We start from the raw sequence: 20,627 nt of genomic DNA on the forward strand, positions 1-20,627 counted from the left end.
GAGCACGGCCGGTGTGACACCCCAGGACTCGAACAACCGGTAGAGCGCCACCTCCAGCGCGAACAACCCGGCCTGAGCGTTCTGCGTCTGCGCCAACAGGTCCGCGTCGTCACCGAACACGATCCCGCGCACATCGCTGGGGAAGCGTCCGCAGACCGCCTCGAACGCCGCCCGGAACACCTCGTAGGTGTCGTACAGGTCGCGACCCATCCCCGGCCGCTGCGACCCCTGCCCGGTGAACACCACCCCGAGCCGGCCACCACCGACCGGACGCGCCGACACCGTCCCCAGCGCCGCCCGCAACTCCTCGGTCGACGACCCGGTCACCACCGCACCGAACTCGAACCGGCTCCGCGTCGTCACCAACGAGTACGCGACGTCGGCCACCGACTCCGTCGGCCAGCTCGCCAGGGCCGCCGCCTGCGCCGACACGGCCTCCGGCGTCCGCGCCGACACCACCCACGGCACCGCCGTACCGCCCACGTTTGTGACGTCCAGTGTCAGCATGGCCGCACTGCTGACAGAAGGAGACGGCGGCGCCTCCAGCACCACGTGCGCATTCGTCCCACTGATCCCGAACGCCGAGACCGCTGCCCGGCGGGGGCGGTCCCCCACCTCGGGCCAAGCGGTCGGCGTCACGGCCACCCGCACCGCGCCGGAGGACCAGTCGACCTTGCTGCTCAGCTCCCCGGTGTGCAGCGAGGCGGGGACCCGCCCGTGGCGCATCGCCTCGACGAGCTTGATCACGCCGCCGACACCCGCGGCGGCCTGGGTGTGCCCGATGTTCGACTTCAGCGAGCCGAGCCACAGCGGCTCCACGCGATCCGACGCCGACCCGTACGTGGCCAGCAGCGCCCCCGCCTCGATCGGATCGCCCAACGACGTCCCCGTCCCGTGCGCCTCCACCACGTCCACGTCGGCCGTCGACAACCCACCCGCCGCCAACGCCGCCCGGATCACCCGCTGCTGTGCTGGGCCGTTCGGCGCCGTCAAACCGTTCGACGCGCCGTCCTGGTTCACGGCCGAGCCACGCACCACCGCGAGCACCTGATGCCCGGCAGCCTGGGCATCCGAGAGCCGCTCGACGAGGAGCATCCCCACGCCCTCCGACCACCCCGTGCCGTCCGCGGCGTCGGAGAACGCCTTGCACCGGCCGTCGGGGGCCAGGCCCCGTTGGCGGGCGAACTCGACGAACGCCTCGGGGGTGGCCATCACGGTCGCGCCGCCCGCGAGCGCCAGGGAGCACTCGCCGCGCTGCAGCGCCTGCACCGCGAGGTGCAGCGACACCAGCGACGACGAGCACGCCGTGTCCACCGTGACCGCCGGACCCTCCAGGCCCAGGGCGTAGGCGACGCGGCCGGAGAGCACGGCGGTCGCGGTGCCGGTGAGCACGTAGCCCTCGACCCCGGACGGCACCGCGGCCTCGCGCCCGTAGTTCTGGGTGGTCGCACCGACGTAGACGCCGACGTCGCGTCCCCGGACCGCGGTCGGGTCGAGCCCGGCGCGTTCGAGGGCCTCCCACGACGTCTCGAGCAGCAGCCGCTGCTGCGGATCCATCGCGACCGCCTCGCGCTCGCCGATCCCGAAGAACGCGGGGTCGAACCCGGCGACGTCGTCGACGAACCCGCCCTCGCGGGTGTAGGTCGTGCCGGCGTGCGCGGGGTCGGGGTGGTAGATCCGCTCGAGGTCCCAGCCGCGGTCGGCCGGGAATGGGCCGATGGCGTCCCGGCCCCCGTCGAGCAGCGACCACAGGTCGGCCGGCGAGGAGACCCCGCCGGGGTAGCGGCACGCCATCCCGACGATCGCGATCGGCTCGCCGTCGTCGACCGTGCGCCCGGCCGCGTCCGTGCCCTCGGCGCCCCCGGCGCTCCCCGCCGCGCGCTCGTGCAGGTGACGGGCCAGCTCACCCGTCGTCGGGAAGTCGAAGGCGAGGGTCGGGGGCAGGTCGAGCCCGGTGAGGGCCCGCAGGCGGGTGCGGAGCTCGACGGCGGTCAGCGAGTCGAAGCCGAGCTCGGAGAAGGCCCGGTCGAGCGGCACCGCGTCGGCGGAGGCGTGCCCGAGCACCCCGGCGACCGCCCCGCGGACGAGGTCGACGACGACGCGCCCGGGGTCGTCGGCGTCGCGCAGGCGGGCGGCGAACCCCGCGACCGCACCGCCGGCCACGAAGTCGGCGTCGTCGGACTCCGGCAGCAGCCCCGCGAGCAGCGGGCTCGGGCGGGCGGCGGTGAACCCGGCGGCGAACCGCTCGAGGTCGAGGTCGACGACGGTCACCACCGTGTCGCTTCCGCCGACGGCGCGATCCAGAGCGTCGAGCGCCCGGGCGGGGGCGAGCGGACGCAGGCCCTGGCGGCGCAGCGTGGCCTCGGCGTCGGGGTCGGTCGCCATTCCGGCCTCGGCCCAGGGCCCCCAGGCGATGCTCGTGGCGGCCAGTCCCTCGGCGTGCCGCAGGCGGGCGAGGGCGTCGAGCCCGGCGTTCGCCGCGGAGTACGCGGCCTGCCGCGCGCTGCCCCAGGTCCCGGCGATCGACGAGAACAGCACGAAGGCGTCCAGGTCGGCGCCCGCGAGGGCCTCGTGGAGGGCGCGGGCCCCGACGAGCTTGGCGGCCGTGCGCTCGGCCAGCCCCTCGGCGTCGAGATCGGTGGTCGGCTCGACGGTCGCGACCCCGGCGGCGTGCACGACGGCGGACAGGTCGTCGGGCAGGTCGGCGACCAGGGCGACGACCGCCGCCGGGTCCGCGGTGTCGCAGCGCACGAGGTCGACGGCGACCCCGGAGGCCCGGATCTCCGCGGCCAGGTCGTCGGCGCCGGGGGCGTCCGGCCCACGGCGCCCAGCGAGGACGAGGCGCTGCGCGCCCCGCGCCGCGAGACGTCGGGCGACGGCGGCGCCGAGCCCGCCGGTCCCGCCGGTCACCAGGACGGTGCCGCGCGGGGTCCAGTCGCCGCCCGTCGGAGCCGGCGCGTCCTCGAGCCGGCGCGCCAGCAGCCCGCCCGAGCGGACCGCGACCTGGTCCTCCGGACGCGCCCGCCGGCCGAGGGCGCCGAGCACGGCGCGGGTGGACGCCGGGTCGAGCTCGTCGGGCAGGTCGACCAGCCCGCCCCAGCGGTGGGGGTGCTCCAGGGCGACCGCCCGGCCGAGGCCCCAGACCGCCGCGGTGTCGACGCGGTCGGGGTCGGTGATCGGATCCCCGGGCCCGGTGGAGACGGCGCCGCGCGTGAGCACCCCCAGGGGGCCGACGCGCTCGGCGTCCGTCGCGAGGTGCGCGATGACGACCTCGAGCGCCGCAGTGAGCCCGTCCACGGCGGCGACCACCCCGTCCGGGGACTCCGCCTCCAGCGCGGCCACGAGCCCGGCGCCGCCGTCCAGCGACGCCACGGTGGCGCCCCCGGCCACGAGCGCCGAGCCGACGGCGTCCGGGACCGTGCCGACCAGGGCCCAGTGCCCGGTGGTCGTCGCGTCGGCCGGCACCGACTCCCAGCGCTCGGCCAACCGCAGACCGTCCAGCGCCTCGCTGTCGCGGCGGCGTCGCCGCCACGCCGCGAGGTGCGGCGCGACCGCCGCCAGCGCGTCGCCCGGGACCGCCTCGCCGAGGGTCGCGGTGAGGGTCCCGGTGTCGCCCGCCTCGACGGCCTCCCAGAACCGCTCCTCCGCCGGGTCGGCCGTCGCCGGGACCGTGTCGGACTCCAGCCAGTAGCGCCGGTGGTCGAACGCGTAGGTGGGCAGCGCCGCGCGCTCCCCGGCCGGCAGGACCGTGGCCCAGTCGGGCCCGTGCCCGCTGACGAACAGCTGCGCCAGGGCCGTCATGACGTCGGGTCGGGCCGGGATCCCGTGCTCGGCCAGCGCCGACAGCGTGGCGTCGGGCCCGAGCTCCAGGACGACGCCCGCGTCCATGGTCAGCAGGGTGTCGGCGAACCGCACCGTGTCCCGCACGTGGGAGACCCAGTGCTCCGGGTCGGTGACGTGCTCGGTCGACCCGTTCGACACCACCGGAATCTGCGGCTCATGGAACGTCAGCCCCGCCACGACCTGACGGAACTGGTCGAGCATCGGCTCCATCCGCGCCGAGTGGAACGCGTGCGACACCGTCAACTTCTTGGTGCGCTCGAACCGGGCAGCCACCTCCGCGACCGCGTCCTCGTCACCGGAGATCACGCACGCCTGCGGACCGTTCACCGCGGCCAGATTCACACCCTCGATCAGCTGGGCGCGGACCTCGTCCTCCGACGCCGCAACCGCCACCATCGACCCGCCGTCGGGAAGCTCGCCCATCAACCGACCACGGGCCTCCACCAGCCGGCACGCGTCATCGAGGTCCAGCACCCCGGCGCAGTGCAGGGCACTGATCTCGCCGATCGAATGCCCACCCAACACCGCGGGCGGGACACCCCACGACTCGAACAGCCGGAACAGCGCCACCTCGAGCGCGAACAACCCCGGCTGGGCGTGCTCGGTCCGCGCCAACAGGTCGGCGTCGTCCCCGAACACGATCCCGCGCACGTCCTCGGGGAACCGCTCGCAGACCGCGTCGAACGCCGTCCGGAACACCTCGAAGCCGTCGTAGAGCTCGCGGCCCATCCCCGGGTGCTGCGAGCCCTGACCGGTGAACACCACTCCGAGCCGGCCGCCCCGGCGCTCCCCGACGACCGCGCCCGTCGCGTCGTCGCGGGTGACGGCGTCGAGCCCGGCGAGCAGCTCGTCGCGCGTGGAGCCGACGACCACGGCCCGGTGGGCGAGCGCCGCGCGCCCGGCCAGCGTGCGTGCGACGGCGTCGAGCGGGACGTCCGCGCCGGCGACGGCGGCGCGCACGCGGGCCGCCTGGGCGCGGCGGGCGTCCGGGCTCGCCCCGGAGATGACCCACGCGAGCGGACCCGAGGCCTCCGTCGTCGGCGCGGCGGCGGGGCGCGGGGGCTCCTCGACGATCACGTGCGCGTTGGTCCCGGACACCCCGAACGACGAGACCCCGGCCCGTCGCGGCCGCTCGCCCGCGGGCCACTCCTGCGCCGTGGTCAGCAGCGACACCCCGCCCGCCGACCAGTCGACCTTGGACGAGGGCTCGTCCACGTGCAGCGTCGCGGGCAGCCGCCCGTGGCGCATCGCCTCGATCATCTTGATGATCCCGGCGGCCCCGGCGGCGGCCTGGGTGTGCCCGAGGTTCGACTTGACGGACCCGAGCCGGAGGGGCGCACCGTCGCGGTCGGCGCCGTAGGTCGCGAGGACGGCCTGCGCCTCGATGGGGTCCCCGAGGGTGGTGCCGGTGCCGTGGGCCTCGACCACGTCGACGTCGGCGGCGGTGAGGCCGCCCGCGGCCAGGGCCGCGCGGATCACCCGCTGCTGGGCCGGGCCGTTCGGCGCGGTGAGCCCGTTGGACGCGCCGTCGGAGTTCACCGCCGTCCCGCGGACCACGGCGAGCACCGGGTGTCCGAGGCGCTCCGCGTCGCTGCGGCGCTCGACCAGCAGCATGCCGACGCCCTCGGCCCAGCCGGTGCCGTCGGCGCCCTCGGCGAAGGACTTGCACCGCCCGTCGGCGGCGAGGCCGCGCTGGCGGGAGAAGTCGACGAACGTGTCGGGGGTGGCCATGACCGCGACGCCGCCGGCGAGGGCCATCGTGCACTCGCCGCGCTGCAGCGCCTGCACGGCCAGGTGCAGGGCGACCAGCGAGGAGGAGCAGGCGGTGTCGATGCTGACCGCGGGGCCCTCGAGGCCGAACGCGTAGGCGACCCGGCCGGACGCGACGCTGCCGGCGTTGCCGGTGCCGAGGTAGCCCTCCAGGCCCTCGGGCGGGTGGGCGACCCGGGTCGCGTAGTCGTGATACATCACGCCCGCGAACACCCCGGTGGCGCTGCCCCGCATCGCGGTCGGGTCCAGCCCGGCGCGCTCGAAGGTCTCCCACGCCGCCTCGAGCAGCAGCCGCTGCTGCGGGTCGGCGGCGAGCGCCTCGCGCGGGGAGATGCCGAAGAGCCCGGCGTCGAAGTCGCCGGCGTCGTAGAGGAACCCGCCCTCGCGGCAGTAGCTGGTGCCGGGGGTCTCGGGGTCGGGGTCGTAGAGCCGGTCGAGGTCCCACCCGCGGTCGGTCGGGAACGGGCCGACCGCGTCGCGCCCGGCGTCGACGAGGTCCCAGAGGTCCTCGGGGGACGACACCCCACCGGGGTAGCGGCACGCGGCCGCGACGATGACGACGGGGTCGTCCCCCGTCACGGGCGCCGGTGCGGGCCCGTCGGGCCGGCCCGACCCGGCGTCGTCGCCACCGAGCTCGGAGGACAGGTGGGCGACGAGGGCCGCGGGCGTCGGGTGGTCGAACACCGCCGTGACCGGCAGGCGCACGCCGACCGCGGCGCCGAGCCGGTTGCGGAGCTCGACCGAGGTCAGCGAGTCGAACCCGAGCTCGGTGAAGGCCGCCTCGGGCTCGACGTCGTTGGTGCGGTCGTGGCCGAGGACGGTGGCGACCTCGCTGCGCACCAGGTCGAGCAGGGCCTGGCGACGGCGGTCGGGCGGCAGGGCGGCGATCCCGGTCGCGGCCTCCCCACCGGTGGGCAGCCCGGCGGCGCGCGCGGGCGACGAGGCCGGCACGAGGTCGGCGAACAGGGCGGGCAGGGAGCCCGAGGCGGACCGGGCGGCGAGGGCCCGCCGGTCCAGCCGCACCGGCGCGAGCAGGGCCTCGTCCGGGCGCGCCCCCGGGGCCGCGGTCGCGGCGAGGGCGTGGTCGAGCAGGGTGAGGGCCTCGGTGGTGGCCAGCGGGGCGAACCCGGCCCGGGCGATGCGGGCGCGGTCGGCCTCGTCGAGGGCGGCGGTCATGCCGCTCTCGGCGGCCCACAGCCCCCAGGCCAGGGCGACGGCCCGGCCGCCCCGGGCGCGACGGTGGGCGGCGAGGGCGTCGACGGCGGTGTTCGCGGCCGCGTAGGCGCCCTGGCCGGCGGCCCCCTGCACGCCGGCGAAGGCCGAGAACAGCACGAGCGCGACGTCGTCGTCGACGAGCTCGTGCAGGTGCCAGGCGGCGTCGATCTTCGGGCGGGCGACCCGGTCGACCTGGTCGGCGGTGGTGGCGGTCAGCACCGCGTCGTCGACGACCCCGGCCGCGTGCACCACGGCGGTGAGCGGGTGGCCGGTCTCGACGCCCGCGAGCAGGGCGGCGACGGCGTCGCGGTCGGCGGTGTCGGCCGCGACGAGCCGGGCGGTGGCCCCGGCGGCCTCGAGGTCGGCGAGCAGCTCGCCCGCCCCGGGGGCGTCGGGCCCGCGCCGGCCGGCGAGCAGGAGGTGCCGCACCCCGTGGTGGCGGGCGAGGTGGCGGGCGACCAGCCCACCGAGGGTGCCGGTGGCGCCGGTGACGAGGACGGTGCCGTCGGCCCACGGGGTGCCGGGCGTCGTGTCCGCCGCGGCGCGCGTGAGGCGCGGGACGAGGGCCCCGCCGTCGCGCAGGGCGAGCTGCGGTTCGCCGGTCGCCACGGCCGCGGCGAGGGACGGGAACGAGTCCGGTGCGGTGTCGAGGAGGACCAGCCGGTCCGGGTGCTCGGACTGGGCCGCGCGCACGAGTCCCCACACGCCGGCGGCGGCGAGCCCGTCGACGGTGTCGTCGGCGGTCGCGGCGACCGCGCCCCGGGTGAGGACCACCAGCGGCACCACGGCGTCGCTCGCGAGCCACCGCGTGACGACCTCGAGCACGGCCGCCGTCGTCGCGCGGACCGCGGCACCGAGATCGGGACCGTCGACGCTCTCGACCGGCAGGAGCACCGGACCGCTCGCCTCGGCCGGGTCGCTGACCGGGGTGGTGCCCAGGGCGCCGGCCACGGCGTCGGCGAAGTCACCGGGACCGGACGGGGCGAGGACGGCGAGCGGCACAGGAGGCACGGAAGGCACGGCCGGTAGCCGCACGGGGGTCCAGGCCGGCCGGTAGAGCGAGGCGGGCCGGGTCCGGCGGGCCAGCTCGAGCCGGTCGGCGTCGATCTCGCGCAGGGTCAGGGCCTCGACCGTCGCCAGCGGGGCGCCGGCCGGGTCGGTCAGCTCGACCGCGACGGTGTCCGGGCCGGTGCCGCGCAGCCGCACGCGGGCCGCGGTGGCGTGCCCCGCGTGGACGGTGACGCCGCGCCAGGCGAACGGGACGTGCCCCGTGGTCGCGCCGGCGCCGGCGTCCGGGTCGTCCGCGAGCCCCGAGCGCACGGCGACGGTGTGCAGGGCGGCGTCGAGGAGCGCGGGGTGCAGGACGAAGCCGTGCGGGTCGGCGTCCGGCGGCACGACCTCACCCACGACGTCGTCCCCGTCCCGCCACACGGCGACCAGGCCGCGGAAGGACGGTCCGTAGCCGAACCCGGCGTCGGTGAGGCCGTCGTAGAAGCCGTCGAGGTCGACCGGGGTCGCCCCGACCGGAGGCCACGCGCCGTCGGGGACCGGGGGTGCGGGGCGCGCCGGGACGGTGGTGGCCGACGCGTGCCGGGTCCACGGCTCGTCCGTGTCCTCCCCCGCGGCCGCCCGCGAGTGCACGGTGACGGCGCGCCGGCCATCGGCGTCGGGGGCCGCGACGACGACCTGCAGGGCGACCGCGGCGTCGTCGGGCACGGTCAGCGGCGTCTCGACGGTCAGTTCCTCGACCTCGACGCCCACCGGACCGGCGGCGTGCAGCACGAGGTCGACCATCGCGGTGCCGGGGAGGATCACCGCGCCGAGGACGGCGTGGTCGGCGAGCCAGGGGTGCGTCGCCAGCGAGATGCGGCCGGTGTGCACGCGGGAGTCGGCGTCGGCGAGCTCGACGACCGCGGCGAGCAGCGGGTGCGCCGACCCGCCCAGGCCGGCGCCGGTGACGTCGCCGGAGCCCGCCGTGCGGGCGGGCCAGAAGCGACGGTGCTGCCAGGGATAGGTCGGCAGGTCGACGTGCCGACCGCCGGGCACGACGGCGGCCCAGTCGGGCACGTGGCCGCGCTCGTGCAGCCGGCCGACCGCCTCGAGCAGCGCCGTCTCCTCGTCGGCGGTGCGGCGCAGCGTCGGGACCGCGGCGCGGCCGTCGTCGAGGCTCTCCTGCGCCATCGGCGCGAGCACCGCGTCCGGGCCGACCTCGAGGACCGTCGTCACGCCCTCCTCGGCGAGGACGGCGACGGTGTCGGCGAAGCGGACGGTGTCGCGCACGTGCGCGACCCAGTGCTCCGGGTCGGTGATGCCGGCCGTCGACCCGTTCGAGACGACGACGACCCCCGGCTCGCGGAAGGTCAGCCCGGCCAGGACGGCCCGGAACTCGTCGAGCACCGGCTCCATGCGGGCGGAGTGGAACGCGTGGCTGACGTGCAGGCGGCGGACCCGCACGCCGCGGTCCTCGAACCCGGCGGCGACGGCCGCGACGGGCCCGTCGTCCCCGGAGATCACGCAGGCGGCCGGGCCGTTGACGGCCGCGAGGTCGACCCCCTCGACCAGGGCGGCGCGCACCTCGTCCTCGGGCGCCGCCACCGCCACCATCGACCCGCCGTCGGGCAGGGCGGCCATGAGCCGGCCGCGGTCGGCGACGAGCGCGGCGGCGTCGTCGAGGTCGAGCACCCCGGCGACGTGCAGCGCTGTGATCTCGCCGATCGAGTGGCCGCCGACGACGTCCGGGTGCAGCCCCCAGGAGCCGAGCAGCCGGGCGAGGGCGACCTCGAGCGCGAACAGGGCGGCCTGGGTGTGGTCGGTGCGGGCGAGCAGGTCGGCATCGTCGCCGAGGGCCACCGCGGCCACCGACCCCGGCCCGTCGAGGTGGGCGTCCAGCGCGGCGCAGGCGGCGTCGAACGCCGCGGCGAACACCGGGTGGCGGGCGTGCAGGTCGCGGCCGGCGCCCGGGCGCTGGGCGCCCTGCCCGGTGAACACCATGGCGAGCCGGCCGTCGGCGGGGGTGGTGCCGGTCCCGGCGTCGGCGAGCGCTGCGAGGTCGTCGCGGACCGAGCGCGGGTCGCCGACGAGCACCGTGCGGCGGGTCAGCGCCGCCCGGCCGGTGGCCAGCGCGGACGCGAGGTCCCGGGCCTCGGCCGAGCCGGGGGCGACGTCGTCGAGCCGGGGCAGCAGGCGCGCGGCCTGCGCGCGCAGGGCGTCGTCGGTGCGCCCGGAGAGCACCCACGGCAGCAGGGTCGGGCACGGCTCGTCGTCGGGAAGAGGAGCCGTCGGGGCCTGCTCGACGACGACGTGCGCGTTGGTCCCGGACACCCCGAACGACGACACGCCCGCGCGGCGGGGCCGCCCGGTGTCCGGCCAGTCGAGGGGCTCGCGGACGAGGGCGACGGCGCCGTCGGTCCAGTCGACGTGCGGACTCGGCTCCTCGGCGTGCAGCGTCGCGGGAATCCGGCCGTGGCGGATCGCCTCGACCATGACGATCACGCCCGCCACGCCCGCGGCGGCCTGGGTGTGCCCGAGGTTCGACTTCACCGAGCGCAGGTGCAGCGGGCGCGCCGCGTCGTGCCCGGTGCCGTAGACCGCCTGCAGCGCGCCGGCCTCGATCGGGTCGCCGAGCGCCGTGCCGGTCCCGTGCGCCTCGACGACGTCGACGTCGCCCGGGCCGAGTCCCCCGGCGTCGAGCGCCGCGCGGATCACCCGCTGCTGGGACGGGCCGTTCGGGGCGGTGAGGCCGTTGGAGGCGCCGTCGGAGTTCACCGCGCTGCCCCGCACGACGGCGAGCACCGGCCGCCCGGCCGCGACGGCGTCCGCGAGCCGCTGGACCACGAGCACGCCGACGCCCTCGCCCCAGCCCGTCCCGTCGGCCGCGGCGGAGAACGCCTTGCACCGGCCGTCGGATGCGAGGCCGCGCTGGCGGGAGAACTCGACGAACGCGTGCGGGGTCGCCATCACGGTGGCGCCGCCGGTGACCGCGAGGTCGCACTCCCCGCGCTGCAGGGCCGCGACGGCCGAGTGCAGCGCCACCAGCGACGCCGAGCACGCCGTGTCCACGGTCATCGACGGGCCCTCGAGCCCGAACACGTACGACAGCCGGCCCGAGATGACGCTCGCGGCGGTGCCGGTCATCCGGAACCCCTCGAGCTCCGGGTCGTCGTGGCCGAGCACCTCGCCGTAGTCCTGGCCGTTCGTGCCGACGAAGACGCCCGTGCGGCTGCCCCGCAGCGACGTCGGGTCCAGGCCGGCGCGCTCGAGCGCCTCCCACGTCGTCTCGAGGAGCTGGCGCTGCTGCGGGTCGGTGGCCAGCGCCTCGCGGGGGCTGATGCCGAAGACCGCGGGGTCGAAGTCGGCGGCGGCGTCGAGGAACGCGCCGCGGTGGGTGTAGGAGGTCCCGGCGTGCTCCGGGTCGGGGTGGAACAGCCGCTCGAGGTCCCAGCCGCGGTCGGTGGGCCAGTCCCCGACGGCGTCGGTGCCGTCCGCGACGAGCCGCCACAGGTCCTCCGGCGACCCGACCCCGCCGGGGTAGCGGCAGGCCATCGCGACGATCGCCACCGGCTCGTCGTCGGGAAGATCCTTCCCGACGGCGGGGGTGGTCGGGTCGGGTCCCTCGGCCGCCAGGCCGAGCTCGTCGAGGGCGTGCCGGGCCAGGGCGACGGGGGTGGGGTGGTCGAAGACGACGGTGGCGGGCAGCCGCACGCCGAGGTCGCGGGCCAGGCGGTTGCGCAGGTCGACCGCGGTGAGCGAGTCGAAGCCCAGGTCGCGGAACGGGCGGTCGGCGCCGACGTCGGCGGGTCCGTCGAGGCCGAGCGCGACCGCGGCCCGCGACCGGACGAGGTCGAGCAGGCGCTGCTCCCGGGCCCCGGCGGGCAGGGCGGCCAGCCCGGTCGCGTCGTCCTCGGCGGGCTCGGTGGGCGCGGCGGCGGGGAGCTCGCTGACGAGCGCGCCGGCGTGCGCGGCGCGCAGGCCGTCGGCGTAGCGGGGCCACGCGAGGTCGGCGACGACGAGGTCGGTGTCGCCCCCCGCGACGGCGGCCGCCAGGGCCGCGACCGCCGCGTCCGGGTCCATCACGCCGAAGCCGGTCCGGGTCAGCCGCGAGGCCTCCCCCGCGGCGTCCTGCACGTGGCCGGTGGCGAGTCCACCGCCGCCCCACGCGCCCCACGCGACGGACAGCCCGGACGCTCCGGCCGCCCGGCGTCGGGCCACGACCGCGTCGGCGGCCGTGTTGGCCGCCGCGTAGACGCCCTGACCTGGGTTGCCGAGCGCGCCGGCCGCCGAGGAGAACAGCACGAACAGGGCGGCGTCCCGCGAGACCGCGTCCCAGGCGAGCGCGCCGTCCACCTTCGGCGACCAGACCGGGGCCCAGTCGTCCGGGCCGAGCTGCTCGACAACGCCGTCCGCGACGATCCCGGCGGCGTGCACGACGCCGCGCAGCGGGGCGTCGTCGGGCAGGTCGGCGACGACCGCGGCGGCCGCCGCGGGGTCGGCGACGTCCGCGGCGACGACGGTGACCCGCGCGCCGCGCTCCTCCAGGTCCCGGCGCAGCTCGTCGGCGCCGGGGGCGTCCGGACCGTGGCGCGACACCAGCACGAGGTGCGGCACGCCGGCGTCGGCGAGCCAGCGGGCGGCGCGGGCGCCGAGCGCGCCCGTCCCGCCCGTGATGACCACGCTGCCGTCGCGGGGCAGCCCGTCGTCGGGACCGGTCTCGGTCCGCGGGGCGGCGACGAGGCGGCGGCCGAGGGCGTGGCCGTCGCGCAGGGCGATCTCGCGCTCGTCGTGCCCGGCGAGCTGGGCGAGGACCCAGGTGGCGGTGGCGTCGGCATCGGTGCCGTCGGTGTCGACGAGGCCGCCCCAGCGGGTCGGATCCTCGAGCCCGATCACGCGAGCGAGGCCCGCGACTCCAGCAGCGGACGGGTCGGGCGCGGGGTCGCCGCCGGTCGCGACGGCGCTGCGGGTCACGACGACCACCCGCGCGCGGCCCGCGTCCTGCACGATCGCGGCCAGGGCGGCCGCGTCGGCGTGGCGGTCCGAGGGAGTCCCGGTGACGACGACGAGGCCCGCGGGTTCCTCGTTGTGGGCGGCGATCCGGGCACCGGCGCGGGTCAGAGCAGCGGCGAGGTCGTCGCTCGGGCCGAGGGCGACGATGCGCACCGGGCCCTCGGGCGGAGTCGGCTGCGGGGTGGCGAGCGGCGACCACGTGATGCGGTAGCGCCAGTCGTCGGCCACCGCGCGCTGCCGGTCGTCGAGGCGTCGGCGGCGCAGGGCGGCGAGGGCGTCGGCGAGCGGGAGGTCCGGGTCGAGGCCGAGCGCGGCGGTGTCGCCCCCGTCGACGGCGGCCCGCAGTGCGGCGTCGACGGGGTCCGTCGGGGCGGCCGGGGCGGCGGGCTCGAGCCAGTAGCGGCGGTGGTCGAAGGCGTAGGTCGGCAGGTCCTTCACCGGGGTCGCCTCGCCGATCACGGCGTCCCAGTCCGGCGTGATGCCGCGGACATGCAGGGCCGCCAGCGCGAGCAGGGCCTGGTGGCGGGTGCCGTGGTCGCGGCGCAACGTCCCGACCACCAGGGCGTCCGGCACGGTGTCCCCGACCGGCCCGGTGAGCACCGGGTGCGGTGAAACCTCCACGAAGACCTCGTGGCCCTGCTCGACGAGAGCCTCGACAGCCTGCTGCAGCTGCACCGGCCGGCGCAGGTTCTCCGCCCAGTACCCGGCGTCCATCGCTGCGGTGTCGAGGAACTCTGCTCGGACCGTGGACAACAGCGGGGTGCTGCCGGTGACCGGGCTCAGCCCGCCCAGCTCTCCGCGGATGGTGTCGATGACCGCGTCGACGTGCTGCGAGTGCGACGCGTAGTCCACCGCGATCCGCTTCACCTCGACCGCCGACTCCGCGACGAACCGCTCGACCGCGTCGACATCACCCGAGACCACCGTGGACGCGGGCCCGTTGACGGCGGCAATCGACAGGCCGTCCGGGAGCTCGAGCTCTGCGGCCGGCAGCGGCACCGAGGCCATCGCCCCGTGCCCCGCGAGGTGCTCGCGGATCACCGTGGCGCGGCGCGCGACGACCCGCGCCCCCTGCTCGACGGTCAGACCACCCGCCACGACCGCGGCGGCGATCTCACCCTGCGAATGCCCCACCACCGCCGACGGCGTGACACCCCACGACGCCCACAACTTGGCCAGGGCGACCATCACCGCCCACGACGCACACTGCACCCCCACCACATCGAACGACTCATCGCCGCCGTCGAGCAACGCCTGGTGCAGATCCCAGCCCAGGTGCGGCTCCAGCGCGGCACAGCACTCGGCCAGCGCGTCGGCGAACACCGGCTCCTCGCCGACCAGCGTGCGGGCCATGCCCACCCACTGCGCCCCCTGACCCGGGAACACGAACACCGGCCCGGCACCCACCGACTCCGCCGCACCGGACACCAGATTCCCGGCCGGCTCCCCCGCCGCCAGCGCATCCAGCCCCGCCAGCAGCGCCTCGCCGTCGCCGACCACCACCGCCCGACGCTCGAACCGCGACCGACCCACCAACCCCGCCGCCACACCCGACGTCGAGAACCCGCTGTGCTCCCGCGCCCACGAAACGAGCCGCCGCGCCTGATCGGCCAGCGCCCCCGCCGACCGCGCCGAGAGCACCCACGGCTGCACCAGCCGTGGCCCACCACTGACACCCAATGGCAGCCGTGTGCCACCACTGACATCCGGCTCCCCACCGTCGGCCAGCGGCCGTGTCCCGTCGCTGACACTCGACGGCAGCCGTGTGCCACCGCTGACACCCGGCGCCGACTCCAGCACCACGTGCGCGTTCGTCCCGGAGATCCCGAACGCCGAGACGCCGGCCCGGCGCGGACGGCCCACCGACGGCCACGCCCGCGCCGCCGACAGCACCGACACCGCGCCCGCCGACCAGTCGACGTGCGGCGACGGCTCGTCCACGTGCAGCGAGGCCGGGAGCACGCCGTGCCGCATCGCGAGGACCATCTTGATCACGCCGGCCAGTCCGGCGGCGGCCTGCGTGTGGCCCAGGTTCGACTTCACCGACCCCAACCACAGCGGCTCCGCGCGCTCCACCCCGCCGTAGGTCGCCTGCAGCGCCTGCGCCTCGATCGGGTCGCCGAGGGTCGTGCCGGTGCCGTGCGCCTCCACCGCGTCGACGTCGGCGGGGCCGAGCCCGGCGGCGGCCAGCGCGTCGCGGATGACCCGCTGCTGCGACGGGCCGTTCGGCGCGGTCAGCCCGTTCGACGCGCCGTCCTGGTTCACCGCGGAGCCGCGCACCACGGCCAGAACCTCGTGGCCCAGCCGCTCGGCATCGCTCAGCCGCTCGACCCAGAGCATCGCGACGCCCTCGGAGAACCCGGTGCCGTCGGCGTCGGCGGAGAAGGCCTTGCAGCGGCCGTCGGTGGCGAGGCCGTGCTGGCGGGAGAACTCGACGAACAGTTCCGGGGTGCTCATGACGATCGCGCCGCCGACGAACGCCGCGTCGCACTCGCCCCGGCGCAGCGACGCCACGGCGAGGTGCAGCGCGACCAGCGACGACGAGCACGCCGTGTCCACGGTGACCGCCGGGCCCTCGAGCCCGTAGACGTAGGCGAGCCGGCCGGACGCGACGCTCGACTGCGTCCCCGTCGTCCGGAAGCCGCCGGCCTCGTCGTCGGGCGCCCCGAGTCCGTAGGGCTGCGCGCTCATCCCGACGAACGCGCCGCCGCGCGTGCCGTGCAGCGTGTCCGGGTCGATCCCGGCCCGCTCGAGGGTCTCCCACGACGTCTCGAGCAGCAGGCGCTGCTGCGGGTCCATCGCCAGCGCCTCGCGCGGGGAGATCCCGAAGAACGTCGGGTCGAAACCCGCGGCGTCGTCGAGGAACCCGCCGGCGCGGGTGTAGGCGGTGCCGGGGTGGTCGGGGTCGGGGTCGTAGAGCGCGGCGAGGTCCCAGCCGCGGTCGTCGGGGAAGGTCCCCATCACGTCGCCGCCGTCGGCGACCAGGCGCCACAGCGCCTCGGGCGAGTCGATCCCGCCGGGGAACCGGCACGCCATCGCCACGATCGCGACCGGCTCGTCGCCCTCGACGTCCTTCCCGACGGCAGGTGTGGCCGGGTCGGGCTCGTCGTCGCCGACGAGCAGCGTCCGCAGGTGGCGGCCCAGCGCGGTCGGGGTGGGGTGGTCGAAGACGCTGGTCGCGGGCAGGCGGAGCCCGACGGCGGCGCCGAGCCGGTTGCGCAGCTCGACGCTCGAGACGGAGTCGAACCCGGCGTCCTTGAAGGCGCGGCGCTCGTCGAGGTCGGTGCCGGAGTCGTGCCCGAGGATGCCGGCGGAGTGCGTGCGGACCAGGTCGACGAGCACCCGCTCCTGCTCGTCGCGGGGCAGCCCGCGGAGCCGGGTCGCGAGGTCGTCGCCGACGGACTGCTGCGCGTCGCCGTCGCCGGTGGCGGCCTCCGGGACGCCCGCGAGGAGCGGGGCCGGGCGGGTGGCGGTGAACGCGGTCGCGAAGCGGGGCCAGTCGACGTCGGCGACGACCAGGTCGGTGTCGTCGGCCCCGACCGCCTGCCGGAGCGCGGCCAGACAGAGCTCCGGGTCCATCTCGGGGACGCCGTGGCGGGTGAGGAGGTCGCCGACCCCGCTCCCGCCCATGCCGCCGTCGGCCCATGCGCCCCAGGCGATCGCGGTGGCGGGCTCGCCGGCGTCGCGGCGGGCCCGCGCGAGGGCGTCGAGATAGGCGTTGCCGGGCGCGTAGTTCCCCTGCCCGGGGACGCCGACCGCCCCGCCCCAGGAGGAGAAGAGCACGAACGCGTCGAGGCCCCGGCCCCGGGTGAGGCGGTCGAGCGTCGCCGCGGCCCCGGCCTTGGCGGGCAGCGCCGTCGCGAGCTGGGCGGGGGTCAGGTCGGCGACCATCGCGTCGTCGAGGACGGCGGCGGTGTGCACGACGGCGGACAGGTCGTCGTGCTCGTCGAGCAGCGCGGCGAGCGCGGCCGGGTCGGTGACGTCGACGGCCGCGACGATCGTCCGTGCGCCCGCCGCGGCGAGGTCCGCGACGAGGTCGGCGACGCCCGGGGCGTCGTGGCCGCGGCGGCTGACGAGCACGAGGTGCTGGGCGCCGTGCGCGGCGAGCATCCGGGCCACGCGGCTCCCCAGCGCGCCGGTGCCCCCGGTGACCAGCACGGTCCCCCGGGGCTCCCACCCTCCGGCGGGGGCCCGGTCGCCGAGCGGGGCCCGGACCAGCCGGCGGGCGAGGACCGCTCCGGACCGCACCGCCACCTGGTCCTCGACATCGGACGCGAGCACGGCGACGAGGCCGCGCGCGGCGTCGGGGTCGTCGGGGTCGAGGTCGACCAGCCCGCCCCACCGCTCCGGCGTCTCCAGGGCCGCGATCCGGCCCAGCCCCCACACCAGGGCCTGCTCGGGGGCGGTCAGCCGGTCGCCGGGCGCGGCGGCCACGGCGCCGTGGGTCAGGACGTGCAGGGGCGCGGCGATCCCGGCGTCCGCCAGGGCCTGCAGCGCCGCGAGCGTCGCGGCGTGGCCCCAGGGGACGACGTCGAACTCGGGGTCCCGGGCGTCGGTGAGCGCGAGGAGCGACAACACACCGGCGACCGGGCCGTCGGGCAGCCGGGAGGCGAGGGTCTCGCGCCGCGCCGGCGCGTCGGGGTCGACCTCGACGACGACGGGCTCGGCCCCGGCTCCGGCGAGCGCGGTCGTGATCGCGGTCGTGTCCGTGCCGGTCGGCGCGAGGAGCAGCCACCGCCCGTCGAGCGCGGCGGCGTCGAGGGAGACCGGGTCCCACCGCTCGCGGTAGCGCAGCCCGTCGAGCCGCGACCGTTCCTGGTCCCGGTCGCGCCAGGCGGCCAGGGTCGGGAGGACCGCGCGGAGTGCGTCGGCGTCGCCCTGCCCGACGGCGGCCGCGAGCGCGTCGGCGTCCCCGCGCTCGACGGCGGACCAGAACGACGACTCCGCCGACGACCCTCCCCCGGTCCCGACGGCGGGCGGCTCGAGCCAGTAGCGGCGGTGCTCGAAGGCGTAGGTCGGCAGGTCCCTGACCGGCTCGGCGTCGCCGATCACGGCGTCCCAGTCCGGGACGATGCCCCGGGTGTGCAGCGCGGCGAGGGCCAGGAGGGCCTGCTGACGGGTGCCGTGGTCACGGCGCAACGTCCCGACGACGAGCGCGTCGGGCACGGTGTCCCCGACCGACCCGGCCAGCACCGGGTGCGGCGAGACCTCGACGAAGACGCCTTGGCCCTCGGCGGCGAGGGCCTCGATCGCCTGCTGCAGCTGGACGGGCCGGCGGAGGTTCTCCGCCCAGTAGCCCGCGTCCATCTCTGCGGTGTCGAGGACCTCGCCGCGGACCGTGGAGAACAGTGGGGTGGCGCTCGTCTGTGGTGTGAGCCCGTCCAGCTCGCCGCGGATGGTGTCGACCACGGCGGCGACGTGCTGCGAGTGCGACGCGTAGTCCACCGCGATCCGCTTCACCTCGACCGGGGACCCCGCGATGAACCGCTCGACCGCGTCGACGTCCCCGGACACCACGGTGGACGCGGGACCGTTGACCGCGGCGATCGAGAGGCCTTCCGGGAGCTCGAGCTCTGCTGCGGGCAGCGGCACCGAGGCCATCGCCCCGTGCCCGGCGAGGTGCTCGCGGATCACCGTCGCGCGGCGCGCGACGACCCGGGCGCCCTGCTCGACGGTCAGCCCACCGGCCACGACGGCGGCGGCGATCTCACCCTGCGAATGGCCGACCACCGCCGACGGCGTGACACCCCACGACGCCCACAGCCGCGCCAGGGCGACCATCACCGCCCACGACGCACACTGCACTCCCACCACGTCGAAGGAATCATCCGAACCGTCCAGCAGCGCTGCCTGCAGGTCCCAGCCCAGGTGAGGTTCCAGGGCGGTGCAGCACTCGGCCAGCGCGTCGGCGAACACCGGCTCCTCGGCATGCAGCGCGGCCGCCATGCCCACCCACTGCGCCCCCTGCCCCGGGAACACGAAGACCACCGACGGGTCCGGGTCGTCGAGCGCGGTCCCGAGCACCGCCTGCCGCACCGGGGTGCCCGACGCCACCGCCTCGAGGCCCGCCAGCAGCTCGTCCCGGTCCCCGACCACCACCGCCCGGTGCTCCAGCGACGCCCGCGTACGCACCAACCCCGACGCCACACCCGACGTCACGAACCCGTCGTGCTCCCGCGCCCACGCCGCGAGCCGCTCGGCCTGGCCGCGCAGCGCCCCCGTCGACCGCGCCGAGAGCACCCACGGCTGCACCAGCCGTGGCCCACCACCGACACCCGATGGCAACCGTGTGCCACCATTGACATCCGACTCCCCGCCGTCGGCCGGCGAGCGTGTCCCGCCACTGACGTCCGGCGTCAGCCGTGTGCCACCGCTGACACCAGGGCTCGGCGCCGCCTCCAGCACCGCGTGCGCGTTCGTCCCCGACACCCCGAACGACGAGACGGCGGCGCGACGCGGGCGGTCCCCGACCTCCGGCCACGACCGGGCCGATGACAGGAGCGCGAGCGCCCCGGTGGACCAGTCGACGAAGGGCGAGGGCTCGTCGACGTGCAGGGTCGCGGGCAGCACGCCGTGCTGCAGCGCGAGCACCATCTTGATCACGCCCGCGACGCCGGCGGCGGCCTGGGTGTGCCCGATGTTCGACTTCACCGACCCCAGGTACAGCGGCTCCGCGCGCTCGACGGCGCCGTAGGTCGCGAGCAGCGCCTCGGCCTCCATCGGGTCGCCGAGGCGCGTACCGGTGCCGTGGGCCTCCACCACGTCGACCTCGCCGGCCGGGACCCCGGCGTCGGCGAGCGCCCGGAGCACCACCCGCTCCTGGGCGGGCCCGTTCGGCTGCGTCAGCCCGTTCGACGCGCCGTCCTGGTTGACCCCGGTGCCGCGCACGAGGGCGAGGACCGGCCATCCGCGGCGCTCGGCCTCGGAGACCCGGGCGAGCAGGACGAGCCCGACGCCCTCGGCGGGCCCGAAGCCGTCGGCGCCGGCCCCGAACGCCTTGCAGCGACCGTCGGCGGCCAGGCCGTGCTGGCGGGAGAACTCGATGAAGGTGCTCGGGGTCGACAGCACGGTCGCACCGCCGGCGAGCGCGGTCGTGCACTCGCCCCGGCGCAGCGCCGCCACCGCCTGGTGCAGGGCGACCAACGACGACGAGCACGCCGTGTCCACCGTGACCGCCGGGCCCTCGAGCCCGAGGACGTAGGCGATGCGGCCGGAGGCGACGCTGGTCGTGTTGCCGGTGAGCACCTGGCCCTCGAGCTCCGCGGGGACCTCGTGGCTGCGGGGCGCGTAGTCCGACGGCATCGCGCCGACGAAGACCCCGGCCTGCTCGCCGCGCATCGACGTCGGGTCCACCCCGGCCCGTTCCAGGGTCTCCCAGGCGACCTCGAGCAGCAGCCGCTGCTGCGGGTCCATCGCCAGCGCCTCGCGCGGGGAGATCCCGAAGAACCCGGCGTCGAACCCGCCCGCGTCGTCGAGGAACCCGCCGGTCGCGGTCACCGAGCTCCCCGGTCGGCGGCCCGCGGGGTCGTACAGGCCGGTGTCCCAGCCCCGGTCGGTCGGCAGCGGCCCCACGGCCTCGCCGCCGGCGGCGACGAGGTCCCACAGGTCCTCCGGCGAGGCGATGCCCCCGGGCAGCCGGCACGCCATCGCGACGACGGCGACCGGCTCGGCCTGCCGGGACTCCAGCTCCTCGACGCGGCGGCGGGCCGCGCGCAGGTCGGTGGTGACCCGCTTGAGGTAGTCGCGGAGCTTGTCCTCGGTGCTGGTCACGCCATCACCTCGTGGGGGACGGGGCCGGG

The 20,627-nt window shown here is 77.2% G+C and carries 1 protein-coding gene; it reads right to left on the reverse strand.

Annotated features, from left to right (window positions below; all coding sequences use genetic code 11):
* Nucleotides 1–20,598 (reverse strand): type I polyketide synthase (locus WCD74_RS21805; protein WP_337696991.1); only part of this gene is annotated, 20,598 nt, incomplete at its 3' end.
* Nucleotides 20,599–20,627: the final 29 nt, after the last annotated feature.

Origin of the sequence: Actinomycetospora aurantiaca, from assembly GCF_037401875.1 — a bacterium.
In the GTDB taxonomy this organism is placed as follows: domain Bacteria; phylum Actinomycetota; class Actinomycetes; order Mycobacteriales; family Pseudonocardiaceae; genus Actinomycetospora; species Actinomycetospora aurantiaca.